Raw genomic sequence first — 14,121 nt, forward strand, 5'->3', positions numbered from 1 at the left:
GGCGCGTCCCGCTACAACTTCCAGAACCTCGCGGGCGGCAGCTACTCGATGTTCGGCAGCTCGGGCGTTGCTTACCAGAGCGTCGGCTTCGCCATCGCTCCGGACACCGTGTTCGTGACCGGCAGCTCGCAGGAAACCGTCAAGACCTGGGGCTTCCGCGGCGCTTACACCCATAACTGGGATCCCTACTGGAACACCGCGCTGTACGGTGCCTACGCTCAGGCGCAGTTCGGCTCGCTGGCCAAGACCACGCTTTGCGGCGCTGGCGGTGCAGGCGGCGTGTTCGGTGGCCTGGTCGGTGTGACGGGTTGTAACCCTGACTTCGCTGTTGCGCAGGTCGGTGTCATCACCCGCTGGACCCCCGTCAAGAACCTCACGTTCTCGGCTGACCTGAACTGGACCCACCTCGACCAGAAATACTCCGGTACGGTTGGTTACGCCGGTGCTGGCGCAACGGCCAAGCCGGCCGCTGTGTACGAGCTGAAGGATCAGGACACCATCACCCTGCTCCTCCGCGCTCAGCGCAACTGGTAAGGTTCGCTCTAACGACTACATTGGAGCTCTTGGTAGGAAACTGCCGAGAGTTCCTCAGAGCCCTCGGCGGGAAACCGCGGAGGGCTTTGGTGTTTTGGTAAGAATACAAGATTTCGATCGCCCACAGTCGGACAGCCAGTTCCCGTCCCGCTAGTCATCGTGGCGACCGTCGGACTCCTATCGATCCATTCAGCCTTGGTCGGCGCGACAAGCCGACGCCGCCGGCATCCGATCCGGTTGAGGACGCCAAGCAAGTCGAAGCGTTGCTCGATCAGCGGGATCCGAAGATGCTCGCCCAATTGCGAGCCAATAGGCAGAATGAGATACTTTACTACAGGGGGCGCAACGATCGGAGATCATGAAGGCGCTTGGTCTTCCGCCGCCCGCAGTTCCCGGTCGAAGCCCGCGCCGAAGCCGGAAAACGTCGCTGCCGCCCCATCGCTACCCTTAGGGCCATGCGCTGCAGGAATCGACCCGCTCCTCATCCGGCGCAACCGTCTTGATACTTTCCAGCTTCGAGGAGAGGCCGTTCCGCTTGCCAGAGCAAAGGGCGCGTCGTTCGGAGTCACTCAGGATGATATCGGACATACCACGACCGCATCAGTGAACGCTCGGGTACAGGCTATACTCTACTAGCAAGACCCGCTCACTCCTTGCGTAAACGGCAAGGTCGGAGATCCCTACACGCCGATTGATTTCAGCAACCTTCAGTTCGGTTGGGTCATCGCGCCGTTCGTTGATGCTCAAGGCGCCGAAACGTTTCCGCTGAAGAAATCCGCCACCAGCAATCTACCGGCAGGCGTCGATTTCCAGGCTTCGATCTACGGCGGACCGCTTTTCGGTCATCAGTATCTGATCGCAACGCCGTACTATCAGACCGACTTCCGAGGCGTAGCGGACAGCCAGGGCTTTCAGTTATCTTGGGAGCCGATCGCTCCAGCCGCCCATCTGGGCGGCTACATTGGGTCAACAACTGCTCAAACTACGAGAAAGGGCGACAACCTGTACATCTTCGGCTTCTCGCGGTGGGGCAGTGGTAGCGCGCGCTCTAACAGGTCTACTAATCCCATGGCATTTTGGACGCGAAACACGTGAATATGCTTGCTCACGTCTCGGCTAACTATGTTGGCGTGAGCGAAATCACTGTCCCGGGACTTCCAAGAGGCGCGCCAAATCCGCGCATCACTGCCCTACCAAGACCAATTGGTGGAAGCCAACCCAGAAATCGAGTTTGTAGGTGTCTCCGATACGGTCGTTGGAGGCCACGGCCTTAGGTTGCCCAGAGACTTAGATTGCGCGAGCGCCGGGTGCCGGCGAACGTCAAGAATGCTGTTCAGATTCTCGCGATCCATGAATCCAGAAAGTTCTTTAGGCCCGTCATGTGGACGGCAAGCAGAACGAAACGACTCATTTGGAACAAATATGGGTGCCTGGTGTCCACGCTGACGTCGGGGGCGCTCACAGCCGAGCGACACATCGGCAACATCGGCTTGATTACGATGATCGACAGAGTTATCGCCAAGACGCGCCTCAGTTTCGATCAGACCGGAATACGCACTGCTTGATATCGCGCTGGTAATTCCACACCACTCGTGCAAATTCACAGGTGGTGGTGGCTGTTTTCTCCTTTCCCGGAAGGTCGCTCCCTTGCAGACCTCGAACAGACTATCCACCCATTCGCGAGACGTCTTCACGGCAAATATGTGAAGTACAAGTCTGATCCAAAGCACTACCAGTACTTCCTAACGGATGATTTCCTCGACTTGAAAGACGCTCCGGAATCGATTTCGGGTCTGTTCACGAACTATGCCAAACTTTAGAGCGCGAGCAGCGTGTGTGACTTTCTTCTCAGGCGTGCCTATTGGTTGAACAGTTAGCGTAATCCAGAGGACGTCGATCGATTTCCGTTATGAGTCAAACTGAGAAAAGCTCAACGCGAGAAGTTCGGGCCAGTTAGACCATTGCGAAGCAGGCCTCTAAGGGCTAGCCGCAGCTTCGCCGATGGGCCAATAGGCGACACACTCCGTATGGGCGTATAAGCAGGAATAAGCAGTCGATTAATGTCCGTCCGGTGAAGGCCGTCTTGCCGCGTGAGGCGCGTTGTTGAGAACTGTCCGTATGGGACAGTGATAGGCGCAGTGCCCAAGTCGAATGGCTCGAGTAGTGGACACAGGCCCGAGGCGGGCCTGGTCCGAGCATGAGAAGCTCAAGAGCTCTCATGAGGAAGGAAGGTTCCTAGTAAGGTAGAGATAGCTTTCGTCGAAGCCCGACGCTTCAACAACCTTTTCATAATCCTCGATCGTCACAAAGTTTCTGCAGATCGAGAACCCGCTCCGCACGGAATGCCTGCAAGACTCTGTTGACGTGCACCGTGCTTAATCCGAGCGCTTCCCCGAGCTCGGATTGCGTCACTGGAAACTCGAACTCTTCTCCGTTCGACAGTCCGACTGCGGCCATGCGTTGCCGCAATTCAGCAAGAAGGTGCGCCATACGTGCGGCGGCTGGTCTTACCCCCATGTTGACGATCCACTCGCGGAAGATGGCGGCGTCTACCAACGTTTCCCGCCAGAGCGCGCAGGCGATCGAGGGGTGGGTCCGGACCAGGTGTTCCAAGGCAGAATGAGCGATAAAGCCCACGGTTGCTGGAGACATTGTTGCGAGGTCATGATCCATCGTCTTCAAAAATAGGCTCTGAAGATCCGGGATGTCGCTTGGTATATGAAAGGAAAGGATCTGCCGTTTTCCACTGTTGGCGACCTTGGAGCGGCATGCGAAGCCCATGATGATCAGACAGCAATGGCTGGGACCATCCCCTTCCGAGACAAGACAGGTGCCGCAGGAACGACTCTGGTCTCGACTTTGAGGGAATGAATGGCTTTAGCGTCATTGTCGGAAAGATGGGTATCGACCCGCAATCTGCGGATCAGCATTTCGGTGGGATGCATGGTGGACCGTGCGATGGCGAAGGCCAGGACCATCGACTTGAGGCCGGGTTGAAAAACCTCGGAGCGACGAACCTAAGTCGCTGAAAGGCCGCATAGTGCGGCAAAACGCCAGAGTGCTGACGTGGAACCGGGTGTCCAGAGACGCGGGTGGCATTACAACCAACCCAAGGCACTTGTCTTTGTAATACACGAATGGGTAGTACGTTCCTACATAAGAAAGCTCGTAGCGAAGCAGAAGTTCTAGCTCTGGGATAGCGGTGTAGGGAGTGACACCCCGGGCCATGCGGGCGGGCCGCCTAAGGGCCACTAGCGGAAATGACCCGCTCGGTTCTAGATTCGAAGCGGACGTGGCTTCAGCGAAAACTGAATCTCAATGGAAAAGAGAAAGCAATTGCTGTTTGGTTTGGCCGATCGGCTTGTCGTGGCGGCACCAGACCAGACCGTCCGCGTCGCTGTCGACGGTGTAGACGGGGCCGGAAAGACTACATTCGCCGACGAACTCGGAAGCATTGTTGCGATCAAGGGCGGCCTGTCATTCGAGCGTCGGTAGACGGATTTCACAATCCCAAGGCGGTCAGATATCGGCGTGGGCGAGACTGGCCGGCAGGCTTTTTCAAGGATTCGTACAATTACTCGGCATTGAAGCAATACCTGCTGGACTCGCTAAGCCCCTCCTGTAATTCTCGCAGGTGTCGTGAGAGGCATTTTGAGCCCCTTTTCCAAACCAGCTTTCATTGAAATCAAGCAGGTGTTGATTCCGCCATTCGGAGGTTGATCCCTCCCACGCCCAGCCAGCCCTGAGGTCGCGGCTCTATCTTGTAGCTCCACCTCGCCGAGGTCTTGCACGCCGGGCGTCGGCCAGGCGGTCCTCAATTGCGCGGCGTCGGGGCAGCCAAGCTATAGGAACCGCCCGCGGGTGCGCCGGTTTCCACGTCATGAAGAAACACTTAGCGCCCCGTCCAAAAGCTGCACCCGGGCTGACGCCGGCTCTCGAGCGGAATATCCACGCTCTAGTCGAGCGAAGGAAGCGCGAGCAATTCGACGCGTCTATTCAGCAAAAGGTCGCCGATACGATAACTTCGTTTACCGGCAGCATGCAGTTTGTTTACCTGCACTTATTCGCTTTTGGATTTTGGATAGCCGCAAACCTCGGATGGCTTCCAGGAATTGTGCCATGGGACCAGATCTTTGTAGTGCTCGCTATGATCGCCTCCGTAGAGGCAATCTTTCTTTCGACCTTTGTTCTGATCTCTCAAAATCGTATGGCGGCCGAAGCGGATAGAAGGGCGGAGTTGGATCTGCAGATCAGTCTCCTCACCGAACATGAGATCACGAAGGTGGTCGCGCTCCTGAATGAAATGGCCCGCAAAATGGAGATAGATTCCCGGCAGAACGAAGAGCTTCAGGAAGCCGCCTCAGATATCGCGCCGGAGCGCGTTCTCGACAAGATCGAAGAGAGCAAGGACTAAGCGCGCGCAACAGCGCTCCTGTCGCAAGACACCAGAGCCGGAATGAGCGCTTTTGGCTCTCAGCTGGCGCTATTCGGTGCTGAGCAGGCTGCGCGCCAGACCTTTCTTTCGCTGCGCGAGAGCTGGCACGAGCGTCGGTGGCTCGTCCGCGATGCGCATTGCGAAATAGGCGATCGTGGCTTGAAGACCATCCTCCAGTGCCACCCGCGGGCGCCATCCCAACAGCCGCATAGCGGTGTCAATGACAGGCTTGCGGCGCTTTGGATCGTCTTTTGGTAGCGCCTCGAAGCGGAGCGACGAGGCCGAGTCCGTATACATCAGAACCTCTCGGGCTATGGCTTCGATCGTCACCTCGTGCGGATTGCCGAGGTTGCAGGGACCGGTCACCGATGAGGAGCTTTCCATCAGCAACTGGAGGCCTCGCACGAGATCATCGACGAAGCAGAAGCTTCTCGTCTGCGTACCGCCGCCATATATCGTAATCGGCTCCCCGCGCAGGGCTTGCACGATGAAGTTGGAGACGACGCGGCCATCGTTCTCCAGCATGCGTGGGCCGTAGGTGTTGAAGATGCGCGCCACCTTGATCTCGGTCCCCCGCGTGCGGTTGTAGTCGAACATCAGTGTTTCGGCGGCGCGCTTGCCCTCGTCGTAGCAGGCTCGTGGCCCGATTGGGTTGACGTTACCGAGATAGGATTCCGGCTGTGGGTGCACCTCCGGATCACCGTAGACTTCGCTCGTGGAAGCTTGCAGGACGCGGGCACCCTTCCGGTGCGCGAGCTCGAGCAGGTTGATGATGCCGAGCACGCATGTCTTCATCGTGCCGACCGGATCCTTCTGATAATGCCGGGGCGAAGCTGGGCAGGCGAGGCTGTAAATGCGGTCAATTTCCCCGTCGATCTCGATCTCCTCCTGCACGTCATGCTCGATGAAGCGGAAGTTCGGATGGTTCAGCAGTGGCCTGATGTTGTCGATGCTGCCGGTGAAGAGATTGTCGAGGCAGATCACGGCGTTGCCATGTTGCAAAAGCGAATCGCAGAGATGAGAGCCGATGAAGCCGGCACCGCCGGCAATGAGCACGGTCGGCGAGCGGCGGAGCGTAGGGATGCGGGTCTGGAGTTTCATTGCAGGCTCTCTTCGGCGACTTGAACAGGACGGCTGGCGGCAGGCTGCGAGGATTTGCGACGGCGGTGCGCGGCTGCTTCGGCGTAGTAACCCTCCAGCTGGCAGGCTCGGTGATCGGCGGTGTGACCGGTCAGAACGCGCCGGCGTGCGCATTCCGCAATAGTGCGCCGACGCTCCTCGGGCATGTCGCGCAGGATCTCGATGACGTCGCGCGGGCTTGAGGCCAGCAGGATTTCCCGCGACGGTGCGAAGATGGTTTCGATGCCCGGCCATTGGTCAGAGATCACGGGTGTGCCGCAGGCAGCGGCTTCGAACAGGCGAACGCTCGGCGAGAAGCCCAGCGCACGCATGTCGGCGCGGGTCGCGTTGAGGGTGAATCGCTGTTCCGCATAGAACTCCGGGTGCTGTTTTGGCGCGAGGTGCTCGATCCGCACGACATTGTCGGGCCAGACGATATCAGCGGGATATTGCGCCCCAGCGACGGCGAACTGCTCTGACGACAGCGTTCGCGCCGGGGACAGGAGCAGCTGTTCGAGGATGGGCTGCCGGTCCTCACTATAGGTCCCGAGATAGCCGAGGGCCCATCTAATCTCCGCCTGTTGCGGAGCGTAAGCCTCGATGTCGGCGCTGCAATAGAGAACCCGGGCCATCGGGCTGCCATACCGCTCCTCGATCATGTCGGGCACTGGGCCGCCGGCGAATGACAGATAGAGGTCGAAGCGTGGGATCATTGCGGCTGATAGGTAATTCAGGCCTGCGTCGAGTTTCGCGAGCGTTACAGGCGTATCGATGTCATAAAACGCGGTGATTCCCCGCGCCTGACTCGTGATCCACTCGGAAATGGCAATGCCGTCGGGCACATAAGAACCGATGATGACGAGGTCGGCGCCCCGGATCAGCTTGCCGAAGCGGCGAGGCACGTCCTTCAGCGACTGGTAAAGTTCGACCGTCCACGACGACGGCTTGGTCAGATCGCGATGCTCGCGATACCAGGGGACGTCGCGCTCGAGAAAGGTGACACGGTGGCCTCGTTGCGCCAGGGCCTCGATCAGGGCGCGATAGGTCGTGGCGTGACCATTGCCCCACGACGATGTGACCGAAAGACCGACGACGACGATACGGAGGTTCATTCTGCTGCCTCGATGCGCGAGCTGCTTCCGACAAAGAGTTGGTTAAACTGGCGGGCGCGATGCCGATAGGTGTGTTGGCTCAGGACGCGTGCGCGGGCACGGTTGGCGATCGCGGCGGCGCGATCGGCGCTGAGCGCGCCGAGATGGCCCCCCACCTCAGCTCCACTCGCAGCCACCAGCACCTCGCGATCCGGCTCGAGAAAATGGTCGATACCCGGCCATTGATCGGTGATCAGGCACGCGCCGGCCCCGATCGCCTCGAACACCCGCGTCGGCGGCGAGAAGCCGTAGCGCGCCATGCTGTCGCGATTGACGTTGAGGGTGGCAAGTCCGGAGCCGAAGAAGGCGTTGTGCTCGCCGGTGCCGACATGGCCGATCTTGCGGAGATTGCTTGCCGTGTCCTTGGTCTCCCAGCCGGAGCCGCCGAGCAGGAACGACTTGTCCGGCAGCTCGAGTGCGACGTCGAGAAAGAAGTGTTCGACCCGCTGTTCGCGATCAGGCAGGCGGTTTGCCAGCAGGCTGAGATCGCAGGTGAAGTCAGGTCTTGGCGGGAATGGAAAATGCGTCTCAGGATCGAGCGCGTTGTAGATCGGCGCGCAGTCCCGCGCGCCCATGGCGCGGTAAGCCGACACGACGCCGTCGCCGCCGCCGTAGGTCAGGACCATGTCGTAGGAGGGGATCACATCGCGCAGATGATGGCTCTGATCGTTCGCCATCGCTTCGAGGGTGGCGGGGGCATCGACATCCCAGTAGATCCGCATGGTTCGGGAGGGCAGGGCGGCAACCGCGATCTCTAACTCCTGATCGAAGACGCCGACGCCGCTGGCCTTGATCAGCATGTCGGCCGATCGCGCCGCCGTATCGAGCGAGCCGCGCCAACCATCGGACGTTGCGGGATAGACGACGACCCTAGCCCAATCGGGATCGGCGATGTCGCGATGGGTTTGCCGCTCGAACGCGTCGGGCTCGAAGAAGGTGATGTCGTGTCCGAGCGCCGCAATCTGCTTGAGCATGCCGCGATAATAGGTGGCGGCACCGTTCCAGTAGGACGAGACGAGGCTGGATCCGAAGAAGCAGATCTTCATGCGGAGGCTCCAATGTATCTCAGAGGCCGGGACGAATCGTCAGAGGCGCGAATGGCCTCCACAATGCCCACGAGCTGTTGTGCGCGATGACGGCAAGTATGGCGCTCCCGGATCGTCCGCAGCCCGGCGGCCACCATGGCGGCGGACATCTCCCGATCATCGAGCACCGATCGGAGCGCGCGCTTCATCTCTTCGCCATTGGCCGCCTTGAGATAAGCGCCGTCCGGAAACAGGAATTCTGTGTCGGACCAGGGAGCCGAAACGAGCGGGATGCCGCAGGCGAGCGCCTCGAAAACCCGAATGGTGGGGATGCCCGGAAGCGAGCGCACATAGGGCCCGCGAGGAACATGAATGGTCGCCCGCACTCCCGCGAAGGCGACCGGCGCCCAGTGCGCCGGCAGCCAGCCTCCATAGCGGATGCCCGCGGCCTCGATGGAGTGGAGAGCGGCTTCAGAGTAGCGAACGCCGTAGACGCTCGCGCTCAGCTTCAGTTCAGCAACCGGTTCGACCAGAAACTCGTTGAGTTCGGCGCTGCGTTCGCCGTCGCCCCAATTGCCGATCCAGACCAGATCGTCGGTGCGCTCGATATGCGGCAAGGGGTGATACATGGTCGTGTCGGCTGCCTCGTGCCAGGTATAGGCACGATCTGCCCAGCCGAGATTCATGTAGATCTGACGAAGCACTTCGCCGAAGACGAGCACGCCGTCGAACGCCTCGAGGTCGAACTGCGCGAGCTCGTCCGGCGCGGTGACCGCGCGATGATGGGTGTCGTGGAACAGCAGCGTGAAGGGGGCGCCGTGCGCGCGCCTGTATCCGATCTGCCCGATCACGTCGGGCGAATTCCATTCGTGCACGACGACGAGATCGGCACCATCCAGAGCCTCATCGAAATCGAGTGAAGCATCGTAGCGACGAATGGAGATGCCGGGGAAGAGCCGGCCGATGTCTTGCAGGGCCTGACTGCCGCTTTCGCGGATGGCATTCAACCGGCTCCAGCCATCGACCGGCTCGAACACGACGACCTCGTGGCCGAGTGCATGCAGCTCGCGGGCATAGCCGCGCAGGAAATGGGCGTTGCCGTTGTTCCAGCAGGAGGCGAATGCGTGGTAGAACAGAACGCATTTCATGCGCGCACCTCGATCTGACCGGCTTGCGTTGACCTGCGATCGGAGGCCTGCAGCCCCTCGTAGAGCTTGAGATAGGCGTTGGTCGTGCGCGCCAGGGAATAGGTTAGGGAATGTTCATACGCCGCGCGTTGCAGGCGCGTCCGTTCGAGATCATCGGCGCAGAGTTTGACGAGGATTCGGTGCAAGGCCTGACTGTCGCCGGGATCGAAGAACAGCGCCGCTCCACTCCACAATTCCCGGAACGTTGGAATATCCGACAGCACCAGCGCGCAGCCGGCAGCGGCCGCCTCCAGAACGGAGAGGCCGAACGGCTCGTACAGCGCAGGGCTGACGAAGATTGCGGCGTGTCGGAGATGTTCGCGCAGGGCGCTGTGCGGCAATTGACCAAGCCAGGCGATGCCGAGGGGATCTATCTCCGCCGGGCCCGCGACCTCGACCGGCCAATCCAGTCCTGGTGCAGCCTCAGCCAAGACTTCGATATTCTTGGCACGATCCCACAGGCGGCCGGCCGCGAAGATCAGCTCCCGCTTTCGGCTTGGCGCGGCGCCAGCCGCAATCCCGTTCCAGATCACGGCGCCGGGGAAGTGCGGGTGATAGATCTCAACGATGTCATCGTGAAAGGAATGGCTCGGGCAAACCCATGCCTGCGTACTGTTGAGCGCAGCGGCCACCCGGTCCGTGTAACGCGCCCATCGGGGCTCGCCGAGCCATGCCGTATCCTGGCAGGCCAGCGCCCATGAGTTGACGCAGGAATGCGCGACGAGAACGGTCTGCGCATGCCATGGCAGGGTTGCCTCCCGAAAACTGTTGAGGTGGGCGACGTCGGGCCTGAGCCTCGCTTCGAGGCCGGTGAGGACACGTTCGGCCTTGGGAAAGTCGCGTCCTTCCGGATCTTGCCACTCCAAAGCGAGGTCGGTTTCGATGAGGCGGACTCGAGAGTCGCGCAGCATCTCGCGCTGGTCGGCGCGCGCGGGCGGGCCCATGGTCGCCAAGGTAACGTCGGCGCCCGAGGCGGCAAGGCTCGCGGCGAGAGCGCAAGAATAGGTCCATACGCCGCCGACGGTGTCGGTCGTCATCAGGATTCTGATGTCCGCATCTCGGCTCATGGCGCCACCGGATGTTCGAGGGCATCGAGCGGGACCGGCCGGTCGTTCTGTACGTCACTGAACTGGTCGAACATCCCGAGATAGTGTCGATGCGCGCGCTCCCAGGCGAAATCGTCGGCTTCGCCCCACAGCTTTCGGTAATCCGGCGAGCCGGGATAAGGGTAGAGCGGGACCGGGTCGTTGGCCCAGATGCCGGCATCCTGCATCTGGCGGCGCCAGCGCTGCACCCCGGGATCCTCGTCCTCGGGGACCTCGATCAGATTGGCCTGTACGAACGGAACGTGACGGCGAGCTTCGACCAGCCGGTCGGCAAGCTGGTCGGTGGTCATCTTGCAGTTCTTGGCGAGCGCCGCGCGGCCCTCGACGCTGAGGCTCTCGACTCCCGCTTCGATCGAAACGCAGCCGGCGCGGCCGAGCAGCGCTAGCATGTCTGGATTCCAGAGATCGATCCGCGTCTGCACGCCGAATTTGAGGCCCCGCGTGCTCAGCCCTTCCAGCAGTTCCGCATTCGGAAGGAATATCTCGTCGATGAAGTAGATATACTCGACGCCTTGCCCGCGCAGACGGTCGATCTCATCAAGGGTGATCGCGGGAGGCCGCTTGCGATAGGCGTTGCGAAAATTCTCCTTGGCGCAGAACGTGCAGTTATAGGGGCATCCCCGAGACGCTTCGACTTCCGCGCCCGGGCCGACCGGCTCGGCGTCGAAACGGTGATGGTGGTGATGATGACGCCGGATCATCTCGTCCGGCCAAGCGAGCGCCGGCTGATCTCTGAACTCGACGGCTTGAGGACCGCCATTGACGCGGATTGAGTCGCGGTCGGCAAAGCACAAACCGGGAAAGTCTCGCTCGCGGTTTGCGAGCCTCACCAAGGATCCTTCGCATTCGCCCATTACGACCAGGTCGACGCCAAGCTTCTTGAGCGCCGCCCGTGGGGTCGTTGAGCCGTGCGGACCCACTGCGACCAGGACTGGCGCGAGATCCCGCGCCGCCGATGCGAGCTCCTGCGGAACGCGCAGCTCCGGCGGCGCGCAGCGCCAGAACAGATAGGTCGGCGCCGTCGTGATGACGATCAGATCGGGCTTGAACGCGCGTAGCTCGGCCTCGATGTCCCGCAACGACAGATCGAACATGTGCGCATCGAGCAGCAGCGTCCGATGGCCAGCCGCTCTCAGATAATGCTCGGAGATGCCGAGCTCGAGCGGAAGGTGGGGAGACCGGCAGCCGAAATAGATGCTGCCGCCAAAATCCCAATTCGGATTGATTAGGGCGACGCACGTCATGCGAGAGCCTCGCGGTTACCTTGAGTTGCTCCAAAACGACTTTCGAGCCAGGTGTGCAGCGAGCGGAGGCCCTCGGTAATCGAGACTTGCGGTGCCCAACCGAGTGCGGTCGACAAAGCACGAGTGTCGGTGACGTACCAGGGCTGATCGCCCGGACGCCAATCGGCAAAGCTGTAAGCGACCTCACGGCCCGTCAGGTCGGTGATGTGGTCAATGAGCTCGCGAAGGCTGACCGCGTTGGCGGGCCCGCCGCCGAGATTGAACACGCGCCCGCGCGCAAGTGCGATGCGGTCGAGCACAGCGAGCCAGGCCGCGGCGGCATCCGACACGTGCAAGACGTCGCGAACCTGATAGCCGTCACCATAGATCGTCAACGGCTTGCCGCTGATTGCGCTCAGCAGGAAGTGCGCGATCCAGCCCTGATCCTCAGTGCCGAACTGGCGGGGGCCGTAGATGCAGCTCATGCGCATCACCACGGTCTGGAGCCCGTAGACTCGCGCGTAGTCATGGACGTACTGATCGGCGGTTCCCTTGGAGCAGCCATAGGGGCTGTAGAAGTCGAGCGGCGCGTTCTCGGAGATGCCGTCCGCCAGCAGGGTGCTAGTGGGCGTGTAACGACGGCCGGTGAGGGCGATCTCACTGTCCTCGATCAGGCGGCCATAGACCTTGTTGGTGGACGCGAACACGATCGGCGCGGTGCTGTTGTGAAGCCGAACCGCTTCGAGCACGTTCAGGGTGCCGCGTGCGTTGACCTCGAAATCGGCAGCGGGATCGCTCACGCTGTCCGTGACGGCGACCTGAGCTGCCAAATGCAGCACGGCGCGGGCATCGCGTACGGCGTCGATCACCGGGATCAGCTCGCGGACGTCGGCCAGTGCGATGGTGATGAGGTCGCCGTGCCTGGATTTCAGCCATTGGGCGTTCTCGCGCACGCCCGCGCGGGCCAGATTGTCCAGCACCAATACACGATCGCCGCGCTCCGCCAGCCGGTCGGCAAGGTTACAGCCGATGAAGCCGCAGCCTCCGGTGATTAGCACGGGCCTGTTATCTCGCTCATTCATCACGCAACCAACCCTCGTTTCAGCAACTCCTGGGTCGCCCGTTCCGCCTGGTCGTCGGCAATCTGGTCTGCGAGATAATCCGCGAGCTCCTCCAGGCCGTCCTTGAACGCCACGTGCGGCTCGAAGCCGAGAAGGTCGCGCGATTTGCCGATGTCTGCGAAGCAGTGCCTGATGTCGCCGGCGCGGTATTTGAGCGTGATCTCGGGTGCGATGTCGCTGCGCCCCATGACCTGGGCGAGGTCCTCGGCTACCGACAGGATGCTCCTGCTTTGGCCCGAGCCGACGTTAAAGACATCATGCGCATGTTCGGCTTCCAACACGATACGGCAGGCACGCGCGACATCATGCACGTGAACGAAATCGCGACGCTGCTCGCCATCCTCGAACACGAGCGGGGGACGCCCGTTGAGGAGTCGCGCGGCGAAGATGGCGAGCACGCCGGTATAGGGATTCGATAACGCCTGACGGGGGCCGAACACATTGAAGAAGCGCAGCGCGACGGTCGGAATACCGTATGCCTTGCCGGTGATCAGGCACATGCGTTCCTGTGCATACTTGTTCAGCGCATAGACGGAACTGAGTGAAGGCAATTTGGCCTCCGGCGTCGGCACGGGCTCAAGCGGGTGCCCGGCTGTGTCGCGCAACCCCCATTCCCCTCGGCGGAGCTGTTCGATTGATCGCTCGTCGCAGACAACGACGCTTTGATCGGGCCCGCGATAGAGGCCTTCGCCATAGATGCTCATGGACGAGGCGACGACCAGCCGCTCGACGGGGCGCTTCGACAAGGCTTGGAGCAGTACGGCGGTGCCCAGCTCATTCGTCCGCACATAGGGCTCAATGTCGTACATGCTCTGGCCGACGCCGACGGCGGAAGCAAGATGCAAGACCATGTCGGCGCCGCGCAGGGCATGGTCCACGGACACGCTGTCAGTGATGTCACCAACAATGAGCTCGGCATCTTCGGCGAGATAGGAGGGACGCTGGCGGTTACTGCCGTGAACCTGCGGCGAAAGGTTGTCGAGCAGACGGACTTCGTAGCCCGCCGCCAGCAGAATGTCCGTCGCATGAGAGCCGATGAAACCCGCGCCCCCCGTAATCAATACCCGCGTCATTCATTGCTCCGTGCAACCTTAAGGCCGATCCCCGCGGACGGTCGATGATGTCTGGTGAAGCGCACCTTGCTGACTGGTCCAATGACCTGCGCGCCAGTCACGTTTGGAGTCAGAAGCGATGCGAGGAATGTTCGTTCCTCGAAAATG

The 14,121-nt window shown here is 61.1% G+C and carries 13 protein-coding genes; 4 read left to right on the top strand and 9 right to left on the bottom strand.

Annotated elements, in window-relative coordinates; all coding sequences use genetic code 11:
• A partial coding sequence (locus GGD61_RS24745; protein WP_183231388.1) for a porin occupies positions 1–534 on the top strand: 534 nt, incomplete at its 5' end.
• Between the two features lie 1,292 nt (positions 535–1,826).
• Positions 1,827–2,099 carry a DUF2235 domain-containing protein gene (locus GGD61_RS24750; protein WP_246786025.1) on the top strand — a complete coding sequence of 91 codons (273 nt, stop codon included), beginning with the start codon at positions 1,827–1,829 and terminating at the stop codon, positions 2,097–2,099.
• 721 nt (positions 2,100–2,820) lie between these two features.
• On the opposite strand, the gene GGD61_RS40650 is transcribed toward GGD61_RS24750, so the two are convergent.
• The gene (locus tag GGD61_RS40650) at positions 2,821–3,315 is read right to left on the bottom strand and encodes a Crp/Fnr family transcriptional regulator (RefSeq protein ID WP_246786026.1); all 495 of its coding nucleotides are present in this window, start codon (positions 3,313–3,315) and stop codon (positions 2,821–2,823) included.
• A 537-nt stretch (positions 3,316–3,852) separates the two neighbouring features.
• Between GGD61_RS40650 and GGD61_RS40240 the strand changes: the two genes are divergently transcribed.
• Together GGD61_RS40240 and GGD61_RS24765 are read left to right on the top strand one after the other, a co-directional pair.
• Positions 3,853–4,029 (top strand): hypothetical protein, encoded by a 177-nt coding sequence (locus GGD61_RS40240; RefSeq protein WP_210311179.1) that lies wholly within the window; start codon positions 3,853–3,855, stop codon positions 4,027–4,029.
• A 385-nt stretch (positions 4,030–4,414) separates the two neighbouring features.
• Positions 4,415–4,948 (top strand): DUF1003 domain-containing protein, encoded by a 534-nt coding sequence (locus tag GGD61_RS24765; RefSeq protein WP_183231390.1) that lies wholly within the window; start codon positions 4,415–4,417, stop codon positions 4,946–4,948.
• 69 nt (positions 4,949–5,017) lie between these two features.
• Here GGD61_RS24765 and GGD61_RS24770 read toward each other — a convergent pair whose 3' ends face one another.
• Genes GGD61_RS24770 through GGD61_RS24805 form a run of 8 tightly spaced genes read right to left on the bottom strand, consistent with a single transcriptional unit; the run spans position 5,018 to position 13,974 of the window.
• Positions 5,018–6,070: a UDP-glucuronic acid decarboxylase family protein gene (locus GGD61_RS24770; protein WP_183231391.1), complete on the bottom strand. Its 1,053-nt coding sequence runs from the start codon at positions 6,068–6,070 to the stop codon at positions 5,018–5,020.
• Positions 6,067–7,200 carry a glycosyltransferase gene (locus GGD61_RS24775; RefSeq protein WP_183231392.1) on the bottom strand — a complete coding sequence of 378 codons (1,134 nt, stop codon included), beginning with the start codon at positions 7,198–7,200 and terminating at the stop codon, positions 6,067–6,069. Before GGD61_RS24775 ends, GGD61_RS24770 begins: the two co-directional genes overlap by 4 nt.
• The gene (locus GGD61_RS24780; RefSeq protein WP_183231393.1) at positions 7,197–8,285 is read right to left on the bottom strand and encodes a glycosyltransferase; all 1,089 of its coding nucleotides are present in this window, start codon (positions 8,283–8,285) and stop codon (positions 7,197–7,199) included. Before GGD61_RS24780 ends, GGD61_RS24775 begins: the two co-directional genes overlap by 4 nt.
• Positions 8,282–9,412, bottom strand: coding sequence for a glycosyltransferase (locus GGD61_RS24785; protein WP_183231394.1), 1,131 nt, complete (start codon positions 9,410–9,412; stop codon positions 8,282–8,284). Before GGD61_RS24785 ends, GGD61_RS24780 begins: the two co-directional genes overlap by 4 nt.
• The gene (locus GGD61_RS24790; RefSeq protein ID WP_183231395.1) at positions 9,409–10,518 is read right to left on the bottom strand and encodes a glycosyltransferase family 4 protein; all 1,110 of its coding nucleotides are present in this window, start codon (positions 10,516–10,518) and stop codon (positions 9,409–9,411) included. The genes GGD61_RS24785 and GGD61_RS24790 overlap by 4 nt, the downstream gene beginning before the upstream one ends.
• Entirely contained in the window at positions 10,515–11,801 is a 1,287-nt protein-coding gene (locus GGD61_RS24795) for a TIGR04295 family B12-binding domain-containing radical SAM protein (protein ID WP_183231396.1), read from the bottom strand. Before GGD61_RS24795 ends, GGD61_RS24790 begins: the two co-directional genes overlap by 4 nt.
• Complete coding sequence (locus GGD61_RS24800) at positions 11,798–12,862, bottom strand: NAD-dependent epimerase/dehydratase family protein (protein WP_183231397.1); 1,065 nt, start codon at positions 12,860–12,862, stop codon at positions 11,798–11,800. The genes GGD61_RS24795 and GGD61_RS24800 overlap by 4 nt, the downstream gene beginning before the upstream one ends.
• On the bottom strand, positions 12,862–13,974 hold the full coding sequence (locus GGD61_RS24805; RefSeq protein WP_183231398.1) for an NAD-dependent epimerase/dehydratase family protein: 1,113 nt from the start codon (positions 13,972–13,974) through the stop codon (positions 12,862–12,864). The genes GGD61_RS24800 and GGD61_RS24805 overlap by 1 nt, the downstream gene beginning before the upstream one ends.
• Positions 13,975–14,121 lie beyond the last annotated feature (147 nt).

Source organism: Bradyrhizobium sp. SBR1B (genome assembly GCF_014198205.1).
GTDB lineage: Bacteria > Pseudomonadota > Alphaproteobacteria > Rhizobiales > Xanthobacteraceae > Bradyrhizobium.

Bases quoted from the DNA above. Each gene is read 5' to 3' on its own strand.
- GGD61_RS40650 (WP_246786026.1), bottom strand. From the start codon at position 3,315: ATGGGCTTCGCATGCCGCTCCAAGGTCGCCAACAGTGGAAAACGGCAG.
- GGD61_RS40240 (WP_210311179.1), top strand. From the start codon at position 3,853: ATGGAAAAGAGAAAGCAATTGCTGTTTGGTTTGGCCGATCGGCTTGTC.
- GGD61_RS24765 (WP_183231390.1), top strand. From the start codon at position 4,415: ATGAAGAAACACTTAGCGCCCCGTCCAAAAGCTGCACCCGGGCTGACG.
- GGD61_RS24770 (WP_183231391.1), bottom strand. From the start codon at position 6,070: ATGAAACTCCAGACCCGCATCCCTACGCTCCGCCGCTCGCCGACCGTG.
- GGD61_RS24775 (WP_183231392.1), bottom strand. From the start codon at position 7,200: ATGAACCTCCGTATCGTCGTCGTCGGTCTTTCGGTCACATCGTCGTGG.
- GGD61_RS24780 (WP_183231393.1), bottom strand. From the start codon at position 8,285: ATGAAGATCTGCTTCTTCGGATCCAGCCTCGTCTCGTCCTACTGGAAC.
- GGD61_RS24785 (WP_183231394.1), bottom strand. From the start codon at position 9,412: ATGAAATGCGTTCTGTTCTACCACGCATTCGCCTCCTGCTGGAACAAC.
- GGD61_RS24790 (WP_183231395.1), bottom strand. From the start codon at position 10,518: ATGAGCCGAGATGCGGACATCAGAATCCTGATGACGACCGACACCGTC.
- GGD61_RS24795 (WP_183231396.1), bottom strand. From the start codon at position 11,801: ATGACGTGCGTCGCCCTAATCAATCCGAATTGGGATTTTGGCGGCAGC.
- GGD61_RS24800 (WP_183231397.1), bottom strand. From the start codon at position 12,862: ATGAATGAGCGAGATAACAGGCCCGTGCTAATCACCGGAGGCTGCGGC.
- GGD61_RS24805 (WP_183231398.1), bottom strand. From the start codon at position 13,974: ATGACGCGGGTATTGATTACGGGGGGCGCGGGTTTCATCGGCTCTCAT.